Here is a 17,180-nt window from a genome sequence, read left to right on the forward strand (position 1 = left end):
GGGGAGGCGGGCCTTTCGGCGGTCGGGGACATCGGGGCGCGGGGGTGCGGTGTACCCGGGCGGGGTCACTCCTCGGTGCCGGCCTCGCGGAACCAGGCGATGGTGCGCCGCAGCCCCTCCTCGGCGCGGACCTGCGGGTCCCAGCCGAGCTTGTCGCGGGCCAGGGTGATGTCCGGGCAGCGCACGGCCGGGTCGTCCACCGGGCGTTCGATGTAGCGGATCTCCGAGGAGCACTCGGCGAGTTCGACGACCAGGCGCGCCAGGTCGAGCATGGTGATCTCGGTCGGGTTGCCGATGTTGACGGGGCCGCGCATGCCGTGGGCGGCGGCGGCGAGGATGCCGCGCACGGTGTCGTCGACATAGCACAACGACCGGGTCTGGCGGCCGTCGCCGGTCACGGTGAGCGGCTCACCGGCCAGGGCCTGCCGGACGAAGGTGGGCACCGCGCGTCCGTCGTGGCCGCGCATCCGGGGGCCGTAGGTGTTGAACAGCCGCACGATGCAGGTGTCGGTGCCCTGGGCGTCGGCGTGGGCGGTGGTCAGCGCCTCGCCGAAGCGTTTGGCCTCGTCGTAGACGCTGCGCGGGCCGACGGGGTTGACGTTGCCCCAGTAGCGCTCGTCCTGGGGGTTCTGCAGCGGGTCGCCGTAGACCTCGGAGGTCGAGGCGAGGACGAAGCGGGCGCCGCAGGAGTGGGCGAGTTCCAGGGCGTTGCGGGTGCCGAGGCTGCCGGTCTCCAGCGTGTGCAGCGGGAGGCGCAGGTAGTCCGCCGGGGACGCCGGGGAGGCGAAGTGCAGGACGAGGTCCGGCGGCCGCTTGATCCGCAGCTCCTCGGCGACGTCGGCCTGGACGAGCGTGAAGCCGGGCTGTTCGAGCAGCGGCGCTATGTTCTCGGGCCGGCCGGTGCTGAAGTCGTCCACGCAGGTGACGGCCGCGCCGGCGTCCAGCAGGGCGGCGCACAGATGGGAACCGACGAACCCGGCGCCGCCGGTGACGACGGCGTGTTCCCAGTTCCGTGAGAGGGCGGTGGTCATGTCGGTCACTCCTCCGTCGGCGGCGGCGCGCGGCACGACGGCCGCTGCGGTCCGGCGAAGGGCTGGCCGGAGGGCCGTCGAGCCCGCGCTCAGCCTCCGACGACCCTGCGCGCACGGCACGGCCATGTACGGCAAACCGGTGAGTCACGGAGGGTGAGGAGCCGGGGAACGGGGCGGTCCGCGTGGGCCGGATGCGTGGCCGGGGCGGAGGGAGGGCCGGGCGAGGGCCGTCCGTGCGGAGCATCGCCGGGCAAGGGCCGTCCGTGCGGAGCATCGCCGGGCGGGCACAGGCCGCCCTCCGGCGGGGCGGACACCACCGGCGGTGCCCGTCGGAGACCGGCGGCAGGTGGGAGTACCGGTCGGTGGCCGGGGAGGCCCGGGTGTCAGGCGATCAGCGTGCGGCCCGGGTTCAGGCGGTCGAGGAGCTGGTTCTGGTGCAGGTCGGCGACGGGGGCGAGGAGGTCGGGGTGGCGCAGCAGGGCCGCGGCACTCCGGTCGCCGTCGTCGGGGGCGGTGAGGCGGCGGAACTCGGCCGGTGCCGCGGTGCTGTGGCTGCCGTCGGCGAGGGCGGCCACGGCCCGGGCCGCCAGCTCCGGGTCGGTGAGCAGACAGGCCGCCCAGCTGGCCACGACCTCGTCCACCCAGGTGCGCCAGGCGTGTGCGTCCGGGTCGTCGCCGAGGGCCGCGTCGGCGCCGGTGACCCAGTCGAGCCGCCCGGAGCCGCCGGGTCCGGCCATGTCGAGCAGGGCGGCGTCCATCGCCGTCGGGTACCTGAGCCAGGCCGCGACCGTCACGGCCTGGCGGGCCTGGACCTCGCACAGGGCCGAGGCCAGGGCGCCGCCGGAGGCGGGGAAGGCGTGGGTCAGCCACTGGGCGGTGGCCGCGATGACCGGGGAGAGATCTGCTTGCACTGCCGGGCCGTCCGGAGGAAGGGAGCGGGGATCTGGTCGTAGACGGTAACCGCCGCATCCGGAGCCCGGACGTGACCGGGACCTCGTCCGGGACGTGGCCTCGGCCACATCGGCCGACGGGCGAAGCCGCACCGCCGCGGCGGCTCGTTTCGCGGCAGAGGGGCCGGGCACCCGGCCCGCGTGTTCCCCCACGGCCGCGAACCCGCTGGTCCGGCCCGGCGCGCAGGTGCCCGGTCGCCGGTGCGCTCGCTGCGCTTCGACGGCTGGATCGCGGGGATCGGCACGACGTCCGGTGTCCGGGTGGTGCTCGGGCACTGGCCGCGGTCGCCGTGGGGGCCGTTCAGCGATGTGATGGTCGAGGAGGCCGGCGGACGCCGGCTGCTGCTGGCGCCGACCGGCGAGACTGCGGACTTCGTCGCCGGTACGTACGTCTTCGACGAGGTGCGGGTCGTACCGGTCGGGGTGCGGGTCGCCGGCCGCCGGCACTGGACCGTGACCGCCCCGCCGCTCCACCTGCGCTTCAGCACGGGCCGCCGGAATCTGCCGGGCCTGGCGCTGCGGGCGGTCCCGGGCCGGCTCGCCACCCGTCCGGGCTGGATCGCGCTGTGGGACCGGCCCGCCCGTCTGCTGCTGGGAGCGCGCACCCACGGCAGCGCCCGGGCCGGACGGCACCAGTGGTACGGCGCCCGGGATCTGCACCCGGTCACCTCGGCCACCGTCACCTACGAGGGCGAGAGCCTCGGTGCCCTCGTCCCGGTCGAGCCCCCCGTGCGCTTCGGGACCGGCTCGACGCCCCGCCCTCCCTGCCTCGTGCGGATCACCACGACGGTGGCCGTGGAGCAGGACCGGAGTACGACAGGAGCCGCGTCATGACGGAACAGCGAGCGGATTCGCCGGGCGCCGAGCGTGCCCCGGCCACCGACATGTCCCTGCTGGGCATCTACCTCAACGACCATCTCGCCGCTTCCACCGCCGGGACCGCGCGGGTGCGCTACCTGCTGCGCTCGTGCCGGGGCTCGGCGCTCGCCGACGCGCTGGCCCCGGTCGCCGCCGAGATCGCCGACGACCGGACGAGCCTGCTGCACATCATGCGGCGGCTGGACGTCCCGGTACGCCGCTACAAGGTCTACGCGGGCCGGGCGGCCGAGCAGGTGGGGCGGCTGAAGAGCAACGGCAGCCTGGTACGGCGGTCCCCGCTGAGCACTCTCTGGGAGCTGGAAGCGCTGGCGCTCGGTGTGGAGGGCAAGATGGCGGGCTGGGAGACGCTCCGCGATCTGGCCACCACGGACGAACGCCTCGACGCCCGGCAGCTTGACGAACTCATCGAACGGGCCCGGCGGCAGCACGCCACGCTGGAGGCACTGCGCCACAAGCAGGTTCTGGTCGCCTTCCGCGCTGCCTGAGGGACCGGGCCGGGCTCACCAGAACCTGCTGCTGAGGGCGGGCTGATGGGCCAGTTGTACGGCGTCGCGCAGCCGTAGCGCGACCGTGATGGTGGCGCGCAGGGCGGACGGGCGTACGGTCTGGGCGGTCTCGGTGGCGAGGACCAGCAGGCAGGCCGCCGCCTGTTCGACGACCGAGACCGGCAGGGTGAAGTCGTTGTCGGCGGCCGTGCGGAACGCCTTCAGGGGGATCGCGGCTCCGTCGATGGCCCGGTGCGCGGCCTGCTCCAGGTGCTGTGCGGCCTGTTCGCACACGGGGGCGGGCAGGGCGATGGTGCGCTGGAACGGTGAACTCGTCATGACCCGACTGCTCCCCCGGCGGTGGCCGGTTCTGTCGGCCGGCGGCGGGATTTCACCGTCCCGCGTGACCGGCGCGTGGCGCATGTCCTGGAGTCGGAACGCCCCTTGAGGATCGAGAAGGAGCTCGTATGACCGTCTGTTCCGATGTCGTGGCCCGGCTCACCGGACGGGCGGTCAGCGATGCGAGACCGCTGTCGGTGGCTCTCACCGAGGTCACTCTCGACGACGGGCGGGTCGTGGTCGTCAAGCGGTCAGCCGAACCGGGGGCGGCGCGGGCCGAGGCGGCGGGGCTGCGGTGGCTGGCCGCCGCCGGCAGCGTGCCGCTGCCGGGCGTGCACGGGCACGAGGAGGGCCGGCTGGTCATCGACCGCATTGCGCAGGGGCGGCCGAGCCGGGAGGCGGCCGTGCGGTTCGGCCGGGACCTTGCGGCGCTGCACGCCGCCGGGGCGCCCGCGTTCGGGGCGTCGCCACCGGGCGGGCCGGTGGACGCGTACATCGGGCTCGCGCCGATGCGCAACGAGCGGGGCACCGACTGGCCGCCCTGGTACGCCGAGCAGCGCGTGCTGCCCTATCTGCGGCGGGCGGTCGACCAGGGCACGGTCCTGGCCGGTGAGGCGGCCGTCGTGGAGCGTCTGTGCGAGCGGCTGCCCGCGCTGGCGGGGCCGGCCGAGCCGCCCGCGCGGCTGCACGGCGACCTGTGGAGCGGCAATGTGCTGTGGGCGGCCGACGGACGGGTGTGGCTGATCGACCCGGCCGCGCACGGCGGGCACCGGGAGACGGATCTGGCGATGCTGCGCCTGTTCGGCTGTCCGCATCTGGAGCGGGTGCTGGACGGCTACCAGGAGGTGGCGCCGCTCGCGGACGGCTGGGCGGGCCGCGTCGGCGTGCACCAGCTGTTCCCGCTGCTGGTGCACGCCGTGCTGTTCGGCCGGGACTACGCGGAACAGGCCCTCGCGGTGGCCCGTTCGGCCCGGGAGGGGTGACCCGTCAGCGGGTCACGACGTGCCGTTCGTCGGGGACGCAGTGGGTCATCGTGAGGCCCTCCACGTCGCGCGGCTCGTTCTTGCCGAGGTTGGCGAGGCGTTCGCGGTCCTCGTCCGTGAGGTCCTGGCTCGCCAGTGGCTCCAGTCCGGCCACGTCCTCCGGGCCGATGCCGAGTCCTTCGCCGACCCGCAGACCGAGGTCGTTCTCGACGAGCAGGAAGTGCCAGACCATGCGCTCCTGGATCGCCCGGTCGCACTGAGACAGTTGACCGATGAAGTTCTTCACCAGATCCTCGCGCTCCCAGTCCTCCAGCAGCAGGTAGCGCTGCCCGGCCTGGAGGTAGTCGTTGGTGCGGGGGATGCGCTTGCGGGTGAGCCGGCCGGTGATCTCGGGACCCTGCTCGTCGTGGGTCGGGTACCGCGCCTCGCGCAGGCCGCCGGTGATCGACGGCTCGTAGTTGACGTGCGGGTTCTCGCCCCCGCCGTCCACGTGGTAGGCCATCTGGCCGTCGCGCTGGTTGGTGCGCACGTCCGCGTTCTTGGCCTGGTTGACGGGGAGCTGCAGGTAGTTGGGGCCGACCCGGTAGCGCTGGGTGTCGCTGTAGGAGAAGGTCCGGCCGATGAGCATCTTGTCGTCGGAGAAGTCCAGGCCGTCGACGAGGACGCCGGTGCCGAAGGAGATCTGCTCGTTCTCGGCGAAGAAGTCCTGCGGCATCCTGTCGAGCACCATCCGGCCCACCGGCTTCGGCGGGAAGTCCTGCTCGGGCCAGGTCTTGGTGTCGTCCAGGGGGTCGAAGTCGAGCTCCGGGTGGTCGTGGTCGTCCATCATCTGGACGAGCAGCTCCCACTCCGGGTGGTCACCGCGGGCGACCGCCTCGTACAGGTCCTTGGTGGCGTGGCCGAGGGTGTCGGCCTGGACGTTGGCCGCGTCTTCCTCGGTCATGCTGCGTACGCCCTGCTTGGGCATCCAGTGGTACTTGACGAGCTTGGTGTCGCCGTCGGGGTTCACCCACTTGTACGTGTTGACACCGAAGCCCTGCATGTGGCGGTAGTCGGCGGGTATGCCGCGCGGGCTGAACAGGTTGACCAGCATGTGCATCGCCTCGGGCGTCTGCGACATGAAGTCGAAGATGCGGCCCGGCTGCTGTTCGAAGGTCACCGGGTCCGGCTTGAGGGCGTGGATGACGTCCGGGAACTTGATGGCGTCGCGGATGAAGAAGACACCCAGGTTGTTGCCGACCAGGTCCCAGTTGCCGTCCTCGGTGTAGAACTTGACGGCGAAACCACGCGGGTCGCGGGCCGCCTCGGAGGAGTCGCGGCCGCCGATGACGGTGGAGAAGCGGACGGCGACATCCGTGCGTTTGCCGCGCTCCTGGAACAGCCTGGCCCGGGTGTAGCGGCTGATGGGCTCGTCGCCCCAGGTGCCGTAGGCCTCGAAGTGGCCGTAGGCGGTGACGCCGCGGGCGTGCACGACGCGCTCGGGGATGCGCTCCCGGTCGAAGTGGCTGATCTTCTCCAGGAGCTGGTAGTTCTCCAGCGTGGCGGGGCCGCGGGCGCCGACCGTGCGCTGGTTCTGGTTGTCGTAGACCGGATGGCCCTGGCGGTTGGTGAGTACCTTGCGGTCGTCGCCCGGAGCGGGGCCGGTACCGGATACGTCCGTCATGTGCGTGGGCTCCTTCGGCTCGTGACCGGCGCCGGCCGGGCCGGTGCCGTGAGCAACCGCCCGGCCGGTCCTGGCGGGACGGGCCGGGTACCCGCAACCGCGGGGTCACTCACGTCCACGTGACCCGGCGCGCCACTCCCGGCGGAGGGAACCCATGTCAGCGAGGAGGGCGGGCCGGCCCTCACCGTAGGTGACGACGGCCGCGTACACCGTGTCCACGGCCGCCCGGAGCGGGTCGGGTTCGGCGGCGCCGCTCACGGCGGGGAGGGCCACGTGCGGTTGCGAGATACGCAGGGACGGACCCGGCGGCCCGAAGCCGACGAGCATGCCGTACCGGCCGGTTCCGGGGCGGGCGGTGGGCCCGTAGCTGTCCGGGTCGCCGTGGACGTGGATCTGCCCGTAGTGCACATGGGCCTCTTCCCCGACCGGCCTGCGCACGATCAACTCCTTCTCGCCCGGGGATGCGATGGTGGACTGCCGGCATCGTGGCGTCCGCCACTGACAACGGGGCCGGGCCACAGGAGGGGCGAAGCGTGCGGCACGTCTACTGGATCGGGGGCGGGAGCGGCGCGGGCAAGTCCACGATCGCCCGCCGGCTGGCCGGCCGGCACGGCTGGCGTCTCTACGCGACCGACGATGTGATGGCGGATCACGCGCGTCGGACCACCGCCGCGGAGGCGCCCCTCCTGCACGCGTTCATGGCCATGGACATGGACGAGCGATGGCTCCGCCGGTCCCCTCGGACCATGCTCGACACGTTCCACTGGTTCCGGGGCGAGGCCTTCGGTTTGATCGTCGAGGATCTCGCGCGGATGCCCAGGGAGACGCCTGTCGTCGTCGAGGGATTCCGCCTGCTGCCGCACCTGGTGGAGCCGCTCACCGAGCCCGGACACGCCGTCTGGCTGCTGCCCACACCGGAATTCCGCCGGGCCGCGTTCAGGAGCCGTGCCGCATCCGAGGGGAGTTTCACCCAGCGGACCGGTGATCCGCTGCGGGCGGAGCACAACATCGCCGTCCGGGACGCCCTGTTCACCGAGCGGCTGCACGAGGAGACCGCGCGCCTGGGGCTGCCCGCCCTCACCGTGGACGGCACGCTGACGGAGGACGAACTCGCCGAGCGGGTCAGCGAGATCTTCCGGCTCTGAGGCTCAGAAGTTCTGACACGGAGGCTCTGACACGGAGGAAGCCCGGACCCCCGCGGGGTCCGGACCTTCGGGGGCCGGTGAGCCTCAGCCTCCGTCGAGGCGGGCGCGCAGCAGTCCCTTGCCCAGTTCGGCGCCCTTGCGGCTGTCCGCCTGGGCCTTGCGGAACAGGTCCGCGACCTCGGTGTCCTTGGCGCGCTCCGCGTCCTGGATGTAGCTCTCCAGGCGCAGGGCATTGTCCAGGCACGCCTCGACATACCAGATCAGGTTGTAGTCCTTGTCCTGCGTACCGGTCACACCGCCGGTCTCCGATCCACTGCTCATGCGGGCCTCCTTATCGCGGAGCGGACCTCTTCAGGCGCCGGACGGGTACCCCTCCTCCTGTGGGGCACACAGTCGATTCCGGTCACAGGCGGTGACGGCGGGATCACGGTCACGGGCGTCGGACGGTCAGACCCGTACGCATCATCAACTGCCCTCTCCTGTACGGCAATTAGGACACTTACCTCGGAAACCCCCAGACGCCGGTCACTTTCGGAACGAAGTGGCGCGACACCGTGCGAGACCGGTCGATGACGGTGTGTACTGTGCTGCGGGGCTCTCACCAGAGCACCTCGAACCCGCCCCTGCCCGACTCCCTCCTGGAATCGACTCGATGATCGAAGTACCGGACCTGGCTGTCGGCGCCCTCGCCCTCGGCACACTGTCCGCGTTCGCCCTCGGCGGCGGCCTGCTGCGCTCACGGCGGCAACTGGCCGCGCAGCGCGCCAAGACGGTCGCACTGCGGGCCCAACTCGAAGGGACGTCGCGGGCGTTCACTTCCGAGGTCGAGCATCTGGCGGCGCGGCGGGTGCCCGCCGCGGCCCGGCAGGCCGCACATTCCCACGTCACCGAGCCCGGCCCGCTGAACCCGCAGCTGGCCGGTTCGCCGCTGGGTTCCGCCCTGGAGCAGGTCCTGAAGGGCCTGCACGCCGAGCTGGCCGCGCAGCGCACCCGGATCGACGCGGCGGCGCAGGCCGGGATGCGCGGGGCCACCCGGGAGATCCAGGCGGCGCTGTACCGGTTGCAGGACGCCCTGCGCGGACTGCAGCAGCGCTACGACGACCCCGAGCTGGCCCAGACCCTGTTCGAGCTGGACCACGAGAACGAGCAGTCGCTGCGGCGCGCCCAGATCGCCGCGGTGGTGTGCGGGGCCTGGGTGGGGCTCGCCCGGGAGGAATCCCACCTCGTGGACGCGGTGACGGGAGGTCAGGCCCGGCTCGCGGGCTACCGGCGCGTCCGGGTCAGCAACCACCTCGCGGCCGGTACGGCTCTGGTGTCGCACGCCGTCGAGCCGGTCGCCATCATCGTCGCCGAGCTCCTCGACAACGCGCTGCGGCACTCCGCGCCCGACACGGAGGTCGTGGTCAATCTGGAGGCGGTCCACCACGGGGTGTGCGTCACCGTGGATGACGCAGGCCTGGGCATGACGCAGGACGAGCGCGCCCGGGCCCAGCGGATGGTCGCCGGTTCGGACCCGATCCTGCTGACCGAGCTCGGCGACCCGCCGCGCATGGGGCTGGCGGCCGTCGGCCAGCTGACCCGGCAGTTCGATCTGAGCGTGGACCTGACCTCCCCGTCGCCGTACGGAGGAGTCCGGGCGGTGCTGCGGGTGGACAGCCATCTGCTGACGCGGATCGACCCCGAGGAACTGCCTCCGGCCGCCAGCGCCCCGCGTACGACCCGGAGGGCGGCGGTGCGGGACGCCGGAAGCGGTTCCGACGGGCCCCACGCGTCCCACGTTCCGGGCCCCGGCCCGTCCGACCCGCACCCCACCCCGCGATCCGCCCCCTTCGGCCTCCGCCCCTCGCCAAGCCCCGCCCCGCCCGGACCCCCCGACACCCCGGCCCGCCCCGGCCGCCCCAGCCGTCCCGCCGCACGCACCCGAATCCGCCCCGGCCGACGCCCCTGACGCCCCTGACGGCTCCGAGGACTCGGCCGGATCCGAGCCGGCCGCCGCGTCGCACAGGCCCGGGCCGCCTCCCCCCGCCACAAGCCACGATCACGGCTACGGCAGGGAGCAGGACGCCGACGCCCCGGCCGCCGTCGGCCACCACGGCCCGCGGGAGAGCGGCGGCCTCCCCCAGCGGCGCCGCCGCGGCCGCTCCACGGCTCCGGCCGGTCCCGCCGCGGCCGAAGGCGCGCCACAGCGCCGCCCCCGCCGCCCGGAGGAGTCCGCCGCCGCCCTCGGTGCCCTCCAGTCGGGCACCGCGGCGGCGCGGTTCGCCGCCGGGTCGAACACCGGCGCCGTCCCAGCCGTACCTGAGGGTAGTCCGGCCGCGACCACGGCCGACCCGGCGTCCGAGGACGCCCACAGCAACGACGACGAAGGGGGAACGGCTCGATGACCAGCCGCGCAGCGGGGGACACGGCATGGGTGCTCGAACCGGTTCTGGAGGTGCCGCACGTCGTGGCCGCCGCCCTGCTCACCCGGGACGGACTCGTCACCGGCTACACCGACGCGCTGTCACGGCCGTCGGCCGAGCGGGTCGCGGCGATCACCAGCACCGTGCAGGGCGCCTGCCGTACCGCGGCCGCGGCGTTCGCCGACACCGACCGGGCCGAGATCCGGCAGGTCGTCATCGAGTCGGACCACGGCTATGTGCTCATCGTGCCGACGGACCACGGCACCTGCGTCGCCGCGTACGGCGATCCCGAGGTGCGGCTGGACCTGCTCGCCCACCGGGTGCACTCGCAGGTGGCGCGGCTGGGCGAGAAGGCCATGGCCGCCGGGCCCCGAGGTGCCGACGGCGACACGCCGGCATGACGGGCCGCCGTGGCGGCCGGCCCCTGGTTCCCGCGTACCTGTCCACCGGCGGGGTGGCGCGGCCCAGCCGTGCCCATCTGGAGCGGCTGTCCGTCCTCACCGGCAGCGGTGAGCCGGCCCCCGCGGAACTGCCCGCCGCCCAGGCGGCCCTGCTGGAGGAGCTGGAGTACGGGTCGCTGACGGTGCTGGAGGCCGCCGCCCTGCTGCGGCTGCCCGTCTCCGCGGTGCTCGTGCTGGCCGCCGGCCTCCTCGACCGCGGCCTGGTACTGGCCCGCGCTCCTATCCCGCCCGCCCGGCGCTTTGACCCCGACCTGCTGAAGAGAGTGGCCGATGGCCTGCGCGACCTCAAGCACCGTTGACGACCGGCCCGGCGGTGCGGACGTCCATCTCCCCGACACCGCCCAGGACTTGGTGAAGATCCTGATCGCGGGGCCGTTCGGGGTGGGCAAGACCACCCTGATCCGCTCCGTCTCCGAGATCCGCCCGCTGCACACGGAGGAGCAGCTCACCGAGGCGTCCGCGCAGGTCGACGATCTCTCCGGCGTACGGGACAAGTCGACCACCACGGTCGCCATCGACTTCGGCCGGATCAGCCTGCCGGGCGGCGTCGTGCTGTACCTGTTCGGCACCCCGGGCCAGGAGCGGTTCCGGCCGCTGTGGGACGACATCGCCTACGGGGCGCTCGGCGCGCTCGTGCTGGTCGACGCCCGCCGGATCGACGCCTCGTTCGACGTGCTGGGGCTGGTGGAGGAGACCGGACTGCCGTACGCGGTCGCGTTCAACAGCTTCCCGGACGCCCCCCGCCACCACACGCCCGAGCAGTTGCGCGCCGCCCTGGACCTGGAACCCACCACCCCGATGGTGACCTGCGACGCGCGGGAGGCGGACTCGTCGGTCGACGCCCTGCTCGCGCTGGTGCAGCACCTGATCGACCAAGACCCTCCCCCGGAGCCCCGGTGACCCACCCCTCCCCCGCCGAGCAGGCCTTCTCCCTCGCCGCGCCCGTCCGCCTGTGGGAGGACGGCTTCGCCCGCGCCCCCCACCCCTACTACGCCGCCCTGCGCGCCCACGGTCCGGTCGGCTGGGCGGAACTGGCGCCCGGTGTCCCGGCGTACGTCGTCACCGACCGTCGGGCGGCACTGGACCTGCTGCACGACACGGAGACGTTCTCGCACGATCCCCGGCCGTGGGAGGCGACCGTCCCCGACGACTCGCCGGTGCTGGGCATGATGCGCTGGCGGCCCAACACCCTGTTCGCCGACGGGGGCGCCCACCTGCGCTACCGCACCTCGCTCATCGACGCCTTCGACCTGGTGGAGCCGCACGATCTGCGGGCCCGGGTGCACCGGGCGGTGCACCTGCTGGTGAGCCGGATCGGGCCGCGCGGCGAGGCCGACCTGGTGGGCGAGTTCACCCGGCCGCTGATGGCGCTGGTGTTCAACAGCCTGTTCGGGCTGCCGGACAGCGCGAGCGACCGGCTCAACGCCGCGCTGGGCAAGCTGATCGAGGGCGGCGCCCAGGCGGCGCAGGGCGAGGCGGAGTTCGGCGGGTACGTGCTGGAGCTGATCGCCGCCAAGACCGAGCGGCGCGGCGACGACCTGCCGAGCTGGCTGCTGGACCACCCGGCGGGGCTGACCCCCGAGGAGGTCACCTGGCAGGTGTTCCTCACCCTCGGCGCGGGGCACGAGCCGACGGCCAACCTGGTGTCCAACGCGCTGTCCCGGATCCTCGGCAACCCGGCCTACTACTCGACGCTGACCAGCGGCGCCCGCCCGGTGACGGACGCGGTGCTGGAGGTCCTGCACCACGAGACGCCGCTCGCCAACTACGGCATCCACTACGCCCGTACGCCCGTCACCTTCCACGGGGCCTGGATCAGGGCCGCTGTCCCGGTGGTGATCTCCTACGGAGCGCTCGCCGAGGCGGCCGAGCGGGAGCCCGGGGCGAGCCGGCACCGGTCCGACGCCTCGCACCTGTCCTGGTCGGCGGGCCCGCACGCCTGCCCGGTCAAGCAGCACACCCTGCTCATCGCCACCGAGGCGATCGAACGGCTCACCCAGTGGCTGCCCGACCTCGAACCCGTGCTGCCGCGCGAGCGCCTGACGTGGCGGCCCGGTCCGTTCCACCGTTCGCTGACGGCGCTGCCCGTCCGTTTCAGCCCCCGCACCCCCGACCAGCCAGGAGGCCGACCGTGACCGTGACCGACCGCATCGCTCTGGACCCGTTAGGCACCGACATCGCCGCCGAGAGCGCCCGGCTGCGTGCCCTGGGCCCGATCGTGCCCGTGGAGCTGCCCGGCGGCATCCCCGCCTGGGCGCCCACCCGGTACGACACGCTGAAGGAGCTCATCCTCGACCCGCGGGTCAGCAAGGACCCGCGGCTGCACTGGCGGCTGTGGCCCGAGATCGCCGAGAAACCGTCCTGGGCCTGGATCCTGGGCTGGGTCGGCGTGGTCAACATGCTCTCCACCTACGGCCCGGACCACACCCGGCTGCGCAAACTGGTCGCGCCCAGCTTCACGCACCGGCGCACCGAGGCGATGCGGCCCCGGGTGGAGGCGATCACGGCGGAGCTGCTGGCCGCGCTGGAGGCGGCCGACGGCGAGGTCGTCGACGTCAAGGCCGGCTTCGCGCATCCACTGCCGATGCGGATGATCTGTGAACTGATGGGCGTGCCGGAAGAGTTGCGGGAGGACACCGGCCGGCTCATCGCGGCCATCATGGACACCTCCGACCCGAGCCCGGAGCACGCGGCGTCCGTGCAGCGGCAGATCGGGACGGTGCTGCCCGCCCTGATCGCGCACCGGGCCGCGCACCCCGGGGACGACATGACGACGGAGCTGATCCGGGTCCGGGACGAGGACGGTGACCGGCTGAGCGATGAGGAGTTGCTGTACACGCTCCTGCTGGTGATCGGCGCCGGTTTCGAGACCACGGTGAACCTGATAGGCAACGCGGTGGTCGCCCTGCTCCGCCGTCCCGGGCAGCTGGCGGCCGTGCGGTCCGGCGAGATCGGCTGGGACGCGGTCGTCGACGAGACGTTGCGCGCGCACCCGTCGATCGCGTCACTGCCGCTGCGGTTCGCCGTCACCGACGTCGTCGTCGGCGGGGTGACGATCCCGGCCGGCGACGCCATCATCACGACGTACGCCGCCGCGGGGCTCGATCCCGCGCACTACGGGCCGGACGCCGACCGGTTCGATGCCGCGCGCGGCGCCGACGACCATCTGGCGTTCGGGATCGGCGTGCACCGCTGCATCGGGGCGCCGCTGGCCCGGCTGGAGGCCCTGACCGCGCTGCCGGCGCTGTTCGAGCGGTTCCCCGGCCTGCGTCTGGCCGAGGGCGACGAGGGTCTGCGGCAGGTGCCGTCGTTCATCGCGTTCGGCTGGCAGGAGATCCCGGTGCGGCTGCGGGGCTGACGGCACCGGCGGGCGCCGCCGCGTGAGAGCAGCGCGCGGGAGCGCGACCGGTCCCCCGTTCCGGTCGTGCCCCCGCTGTTGGTTGAACCTACGTCCAGGGCCGTGGCCTTGTGAACCGTGTCGATGCCCACTGCACGCTCAGCGGGGCTCACCCGTGCACAGCTGAGTCCGGATGGCCCGGTTTCGTCCCGCCCTGACCTGGCACACCGGTTGTCCCGGCGGAGGACCGGCTCAGGCGGGGCGCCGGAGTTCCGGCAGATCGAGGTCGCCCACGGCCAGGTGCGCCAGCACGACCTCGTACAGGTCGGTGCCCGCGGCGAGGAGCTGGCGTTCCAGGACCGGTTCGGCGCTGCGGACGTGTTCGCGCACGGTCTGGGCGTGCACGCCGAGGGCCTGCGCGGCCCGTTCGGCGTTGCCGCCGGCGGCGATCCAGGTGCGCAGCGTCCGGCGCGGGTTCCTGGTGTCGGCGTCCAGCCGGCCCAGCAGGTCCTGCGCCCAGGTGCGTACGGCGGGGCCGGACAGCAGGTCGGCGAGCCGCAGCCCGGGGTCTTCGGTGCCGTCGGCGCGCGGGGTGTCGGGCAGGCCGATCTGGGTGTTGAGCGCCAGGTGGACGACGGCCCGGGCCGTGAGGTCGGTGAAGTCGGTGCCGAGCAGGGTCTCGACGCGTTCCATGCGGGCGCGGACGGTGTTGCGGCTGACGCCGAGGACCTTGGCGGCGTTGACGGCGGTGAACTCCAGGCCGAGCCGGCTGGTGGCGAGGAGTTCGGCGCGGGTGTGGTGCGGCAGGGTGTCCAGCGGGCGCAGCACCCGGGACGTCCAGCCGCGCAGCGCCACCGGGTCCATGAGGCGTTCGGGGTGGGTGCGCTCGGCGTAGACGGCCGTCTTGTCGGGCCGGAAGTGTGCGACGGCGAGGGCGCTGACGGCCTGCCCGTAGGCGGTGGCGGTCCGGGCGAGGCTCTGCCGGACGCTGCCGCCGAGGAAGAGGTCGGGGTGGCGTCGGACCAGGGACCGCAGGGCGTCGCCCGTGGCCTCCCGGGGGCCGACGACGATCACGTGCCCGTCCATGGCCGGGCAGCGCACGACGAGGGCGTCCTCCCGGGTGCTGTCCAGGCACTCCTCGGCGATGCGGTCGCGTGCGGCGGGGGCGGACTCGACGACGTACACGCTCGCCGTCTCGGCGTCGAGCAGGCCGGGCCAGAGTCCCGCGGCGACGCGACGGGCGGCGATGGTGTCCTCGACCATGAGCAGTTGCAGGATCGCCAGGCGCAGATCGGCGGTGGCCCGGCGCAGCCGGTATCCGGCCGCGTTCGACTCGCTCACCGTCAGCAGCAGCTCGACCACCTGGGCGGTGTGGGTGACGATGTCGGAGGCCCGCCGGTCGAAGGGGGTGTGCCGGGAGACGGCGAGCACGCACGCGTGGGACGGGTGTTCCACCCTGACCAGTCGCAGGTGGCGTTCCTGGCTTTCCCAGGCCGCTGAGGCGATCCGGCCGGCGGTGATGTCCGCGACCAGGTCCTCGTCCAGGGGGAGCCGGTTTCCGGCGACGAGGTTCCCGGCGGCGTCCTGGAGGGCGACGGTCGCGCCCACGGTGCCGGAGAGCCAGGCGACGACTCTGCGGACGTCGCGCCCGGCCGGGCGCAGATGCTCCAGCAGTTCCGCCGCCCACGCCGGACCCGTGCCGGCCTGAGTCTCCTGCTGCCGGTTCCCGTCCTCTCGGCCAGCCACCTGGGCCTTCCCCTCGCTCCTGGTGCCGCTTCCGGCACACCGGTCGGGGACGTTACCTCACGTCCGGAGGGCTCTCCTCCGGCCCGGGCCCCGGACGGCGGGGGCCCGTGTCCCCGAACCCGGCCCCCTTGCGCCGCCGACCCGCACCGGCGGCATAAGCTCGGCGGATGGCGAAGTACTACGACGTGCACCCCGACAACCCGCAGGCCCGCACCATCGGCCAGATCGCCGACAGCATCCGCGCCGACGCTCTTGTCGCCTACCCCACGGACTCCTGTTACGCACTGGGCTGCCGCCTCGGCAGTCGTGACGGCATCGACCGGATCCGTACGATCCGCAAGCTGGACGACCGGCACCACTTCACTCTCGTGTGCCAGGACTTCGCCCAGCTCGGCCAGTTCGTGCGGATCGACAACGACGTGTTCCGTGCGATCAAGGCGTCGACGCCCGGCAGCTACACGTTCATCCTGCCCGCGACGAAGGAGGTGCCGCGCGTGCTGCAGCACCCCAAGAAGAAGACGGTCGGTGTACGCATCCCCGACCACGTCGTCACGCAGGCCCTGCTCGCCGAGCTCGGGGAGCCGCTGCTGTCCAGCACGCTGCTGCTGCCCGGCGAGGAGGAGCCGATGACGCAGGGCTGGGAGATCAAGGACCTGCTCGACCATGTGCTGGACGGGGTGGTCGACTCCGGTGACTGCGGAACGGAGCCCACGACGGTCGTCGACTTCTCCGGCGGGGAGGCCGAGATCGTGCGGCACGGCGCGGGCGACCCCTCGCGGTTCGAGTAAAACGGGAACCAAGGGCCGTTCACGGTTGAACCACGTGCCGGGGGCGGGCGAAATGCCCCGGGAACGGGCGTGCCACGATGCCCGTGATCCGCCCGGTCACGCGGACGGGTTCCTGGCCCCACCCCCGCAGAGAGGCAGCCCAGCCATGACCGCCGTACAGGGAACCGCTGTCGACATCCCCACCGAGGACGGCACCGCCGACGCGTATCTGGCCCACCCCGCCGACGGGGGCGCCCACCCGGCGGTCCTGGTCTTCATGGACGCCTTCGGTCTGCGTCCGCAGCTGCGGTCCATGGCGGACCGGCTGGCCGCCGAGGGCTACGCGGTGCTGGTGCCGAACGTGTTCTATCGGCACGGCCCTGCCCCGTTGTTCGACCTGCCCGAGTTCATCGACCCGGGGGCGCGGCCGGAGATCTTCGAGCGCATCGTGCCGGTCATGCAGGCCCTGACCCCCGACCTGGCGATGCGGGACGCCGGTGCGTATCTGAGCTGGCTGGACGGGTCCCCGGCCGTCGCCGACGGACCGGTCGCGCTGACCGGCTACTGCATGGGCGCCCGCCTCTCGCTGCTCACCGCCGGCACCTACCCGGAGCGGGTCGCGGCCGCCGCCGGATTCCACGGCGGACGGCTGGCCACGGACACCCCGGACAGCCCCCACCTGGTGGCCGGCAAGGTCACCGCCGAGCTGTACTTCGGCCACGCCGACCAGGACCCCTCGCTGCCCGAGGAGCAGATCGAGCGCCTGGAGGAGGCTCTGACGGCGGCTGGCGTGCGCCACCGCTGCGAGGTGTACACGGGAGCGCCCCACGGTTTCACGCAGGCCGACACCGCCTCGTACCACCGGGAGGGCGCCGAGCGCCACTGGTCGGCGCTGCTCGACCTGCTGAAGCGCACATTCTGACCCCAATCGGGATCTGCTGAGAAGGAGTTGCCGGCCTACCGACGGTAAGGGCTTGCTCTCGTGCGATCCC

The 17,180-nt window shown here is 73.3% G+C and carries 19 protein-coding genes; 12 read left to right on the forward strand and 7 right to left on the reverse strand.

Annotated elements, in window-relative coordinates; all coding sequences use genetic code 11:
- Positions 1-65 precede the first annotated feature (65 nt).
- Positions 66-1,031 (reverse strand): NAD-dependent epimerase/dehydratase family protein, encoded by a 966-nt coding sequence (locus tag A4E84_RS01880; RefSeq protein WP_062924857.1) that lies wholly within the window; start codon positions 1,029-1,031, stop codon positions 66-68.
- 383 nt (positions 1,032-1,414) lie between these two features.
- Positions 1,415-1,942: a hypothetical protein gene (locus tag A4E84_RS01885; RefSeq protein WP_062924858.1), complete on the reverse strand. Its 528-nt coding sequence runs from the start codon at positions 1,940-1,942 to the stop codon at positions 1,415-1,417.
- A 240-nt stretch (positions 1,943-2,182) separates the two neighbouring features.
- Here A4E84_RS01885 and A4E84_RS01890 point away from each other — a divergent pair, with 240 nt between their 5' ends.
- Complete coding sequence (locus A4E84_RS01890; protein ID WP_062924859.1) at positions 2,183-2,815, forward strand: hypothetical protein; 633 nt, start codon at positions 2,183-2,185, stop codon at positions 2,813-2,815.
- Positions 2,812-3,345: a hypothetical protein gene (locus A4E84_RS01895; protein WP_062924860.1), complete on the forward strand. Its 534-nt coding sequence runs from the start codon at positions 2,812-2,814 to the stop codon at positions 3,343-3,345. Before A4E84_RS01890 ends, A4E84_RS01895 begins: the two co-directional genes overlap by 4 nt.
- A 15-nt stretch (positions 3,346-3,360) precedes the next feature.
- On the opposite strand, the gene A4E84_RS01900 is transcribed toward A4E84_RS01895, so the two are convergent.
- Entirely contained in the window at positions 3,361-3,684 is a 324-nt protein-coding gene (locus A4E84_RS01900; RefSeq protein ID WP_062924861.1) for a hypothetical protein, read from the reverse strand.
- A 128-nt stretch (positions 3,685-3,812) separates the two neighbouring features.
- On the opposite strand from A4E84_RS01900, the gene A4E84_RS01905 reads away from it, so the two are divergent.
- Complete coding sequence (locus A4E84_RS01905) at positions 3,813-4,667, forward strand: fructosamine kinase family protein (RefSeq protein WP_062924862.1); 855 nt, start codon at positions 3,813-3,815, stop codon at positions 4,665-4,667.
- Between the two features lie 4 nt (positions 4,668-4,671).
- On the opposite strand, the gene A4E84_RS01910 is transcribed toward A4E84_RS01905, so the two are convergent.
- Both A4E84_RS01910 and A4E84_RS01915 read right to left on the reverse strand, forming a co-directional pair.
- Entirely contained in the window at positions 4,672-6,330 is a 1,659-nt protein-coding gene (locus tag A4E84_RS01910; protein WP_062924863.1) for a catalase, read from the reverse strand.
- A 105-nt stretch (positions 6,331-6,435) separates the two neighbouring features.
- A complete protein-coding gene (locus A4E84_RS01915; protein WP_237304783.1) occupies positions 6,436-6,768 on the reverse strand; it encodes a hypothetical protein in 333 nt (110 codons plus the stop codon).
- Between the two features lie 95 nt (positions 6,769-6,863).
- On the opposite strand from A4E84_RS01915, the gene A4E84_RS01920 reads away from it, so the two are divergent.
- Positions 6,864-7,475, forward strand: coding sequence for a hypothetical protein (locus tag A4E84_RS01920; protein WP_107308250.1), 612 nt, complete (start codon positions 6,864-6,866; stop codon positions 7,473-7,475).
- A gap of 84 nt (positions 7,476-7,559) precedes the next feature.
- On the opposite strand, the gene A4E84_RS01925 is transcribed toward A4E84_RS01920, so the two are convergent.
- The gene (locus A4E84_RS01925; protein WP_062924865.1) at positions 7,560-7,796 is read right to left on the reverse strand and encodes a hypothetical protein; all 237 of its coding nucleotides are present in this window, start codon (positions 7,794-7,796) and stop codon (positions 7,560-7,562) included.
- Positions 7,797-8,127: 331 nt separating this feature from the next.
- On the opposite strand from A4E84_RS01925, the gene A4E84_RS01930 reads away from it, so the two are divergent.
- The 6 genes from A4E84_RS01930 (at position 8,128) to A4E84_RS01955 (ending at position 13,696) form a co-directional block, all read left to right on the forward strand.
- Positions 8,128-9,423, forward strand: a complete 1,296-nt coding sequence (locus A4E84_RS01930; protein WP_237304785.1) for an ATP-binding protein — start codon at positions 8,128-8,130, stop codon at positions 9,421-9,423.
- A gap of 432 nt (positions 9,424-9,855) precedes the next feature.
- Positions 9,856-10,278 (forward strand): roadblock/LC7 domain-containing protein, encoded by a 423-nt coding sequence (locus A4E84_RS01935; protein ID WP_062924866.1) that lies wholly within the window; start codon positions 9,856-9,858, stop codon positions 10,276-10,278.
- Complete coding sequence (locus tag A4E84_RS01940; RefSeq protein WP_062924867.1) at positions 10,275-10,637, forward strand: DUF742 domain-containing protein; 363 nt, start codon at positions 10,275-10,277, stop codon at positions 10,635-10,637. Before A4E84_RS01935 ends, A4E84_RS01940 begins: the two co-directional genes overlap by 4 nt.
- Entirely contained in the window at positions 10,609-11,238 is a 630-nt protein-coding gene (locus A4E84_RS01945) for a GTP-binding protein (RefSeq protein ID WP_062924868.1), read from the forward strand. Before A4E84_RS01940 ends, A4E84_RS01945 begins: the two co-directional genes overlap by 29 nt.
- Positions 11,235-12,473 carry a cytochrome P450 family protein gene (locus A4E84_RS01950; protein WP_062924869.1) on the forward strand — a complete coding sequence of 413 codons (1,239 nt, stop codon included), beginning with the start codon at positions 11,235-11,237 and terminating at the stop codon, positions 12,471-12,473. Before A4E84_RS01945 ends, A4E84_RS01950 begins: the two co-directional genes overlap by 4 nt.
- Complete coding sequence (locus A4E84_RS01955) at positions 12,470-13,696, forward strand: cytochrome P450 family protein (protein ID WP_062924870.1); 1,227 nt, start codon at positions 12,470-12,472, stop codon at positions 13,694-13,696. The genes A4E84_RS01950 and A4E84_RS01955 overlap by 4 nt, the downstream gene beginning before the upstream one ends.
- A 231-nt stretch (positions 13,697-13,927) precedes the next feature.
- On the opposite strand, the gene A4E84_RS01960 is transcribed toward A4E84_RS01955, so the two are convergent.
- On the reverse strand, positions 13,928-15,421 hold the full coding sequence (locus A4E84_RS01960) for a helix-turn-helix domain-containing protein (protein WP_062924871.1): 1,494 nt from the start codon (positions 15,419-15,421) through the stop codon (positions 13,928-13,930).
- 167 nt (positions 15,422-15,588) lie between these two features.
- Here A4E84_RS01960 and A4E84_RS01965 point away from each other — a divergent pair, with 167 nt between their 5' ends.
- Both A4E84_RS01965 and A4E84_RS01970 read left to right on the forward strand, forming a co-directional pair.
- Positions 15,589-16,209, forward strand: coding sequence for an L-threonylcarbamoyladenylate synthase (locus A4E84_RS01965; protein ID WP_062924872.1), 621 nt, complete (start codon positions 15,589-15,591; stop codon positions 16,207-16,209).
- 145 nt (positions 16,210-16,354) lie between these two features.
- Positions 16,355-17,110 carry a dienelactone hydrolase family protein gene (locus A4E84_RS01970; protein WP_062924873.1) on the forward strand — a complete coding sequence of 252 codons (756 nt, stop codon included), beginning with the start codon at positions 16,355-16,357 and terminating at the stop codon, positions 17,108-17,110.
- The last annotated feature ends 70 nt before the right edge of the window (positions 17,111-17,180 follow it).

The sequence above is a fragment of the Streptomyces qaidamensis genome (genome assembly GCF_001611795.1).
Taxonomy (GTDB): Bacteria; Actinomycetota; Actinomycetes; order Streptomycetales; family Streptomycetaceae; genus Streptomyces; species Streptomyces qaidamensis.

Excerpts from the sequence above, each read along its gene's own strand:
- A4E84_RS01880 (WP_062924857.1), bottom strand. The coding sequence starts at position 1,031 with ATGACCACCGCCCTCTCACGGAACTGGGAACACGCCGTCGTCACCGGC.
- A4E84_RS01895 (WP_062924860.1), top strand. The coding sequence starts at position 2,812 with ATGACGGAACAGCGAGCGGATTCGCCGGGCGCCGAGCGTGCCCCGGCC.
- A4E84_RS01900 (WP_062924861.1), bottom strand. The coding sequence starts at position 3,684 with ATGACGAGTTCACCGTTCCAGCGCACCATCGCCCTGCCCGCCCCCGTG.
- A4E84_RS01905 (WP_062924862.1), top strand. The coding sequence starts at position 3,813 with ATGACCGTCTGTTCCGATGTCGTGGCCCGGCTCACCGGACGGGCGGTC.
- A4E84_RS01910 (WP_062924863.1), bottom strand. The coding sequence starts at position 6,330 with ATGACGGACGTATCCGGTACCGGCCCCGCTCCGGGCGACGACCGCAAG.
- A4E84_RS01925 (WP_062924865.1), bottom strand. The coding sequence starts at position 7,796 with ATGAGCAGTGGATCGGAGACCGGCGGTGTGACCGGTACGCAGGACAAG.
- A4E84_RS01930 (WP_237304785.1), top strand. The coding sequence starts at position 8,128 with ATGATCGAAGTACCGGACCTGGCTGTCGGCGCCCTCGCCCTCGGCACA.
- A4E84_RS01935 (WP_062924866.1), top strand. The coding sequence starts at position 9,856 with ATGACCAGCCGCGCAGCGGGGGACACGGCATGGGTGCTCGAACCGGTT.
- A4E84_RS01940 (WP_062924867.1), top strand. The coding sequence starts at position 10,275 with ATGACGGGCCGCCGTGGCGGCCGGCCCCTGGTTCCCGCGTACCTGTCC.
- A4E84_RS01945 (WP_062924868.1), top strand. The coding sequence starts at position 10,609 with ATGGCCTGCGCGACCTCAAGCACCGTTGACGACCGGCCCGGCGGTGCG.
- A4E84_RS01965 (WP_062924872.1), top strand. The coding sequence starts at position 15,589 with ATGGCGAAGTACTACGACGTGCACCCCGACAACCCGCAGGCCCGCACC.
- A4E84_RS01970 (WP_062924873.1), top strand. The coding sequence starts at position 16,355 with ATGACCGCCGTACAGGGAACCGCTGTCGACATCCCCACCGAGGACGGC.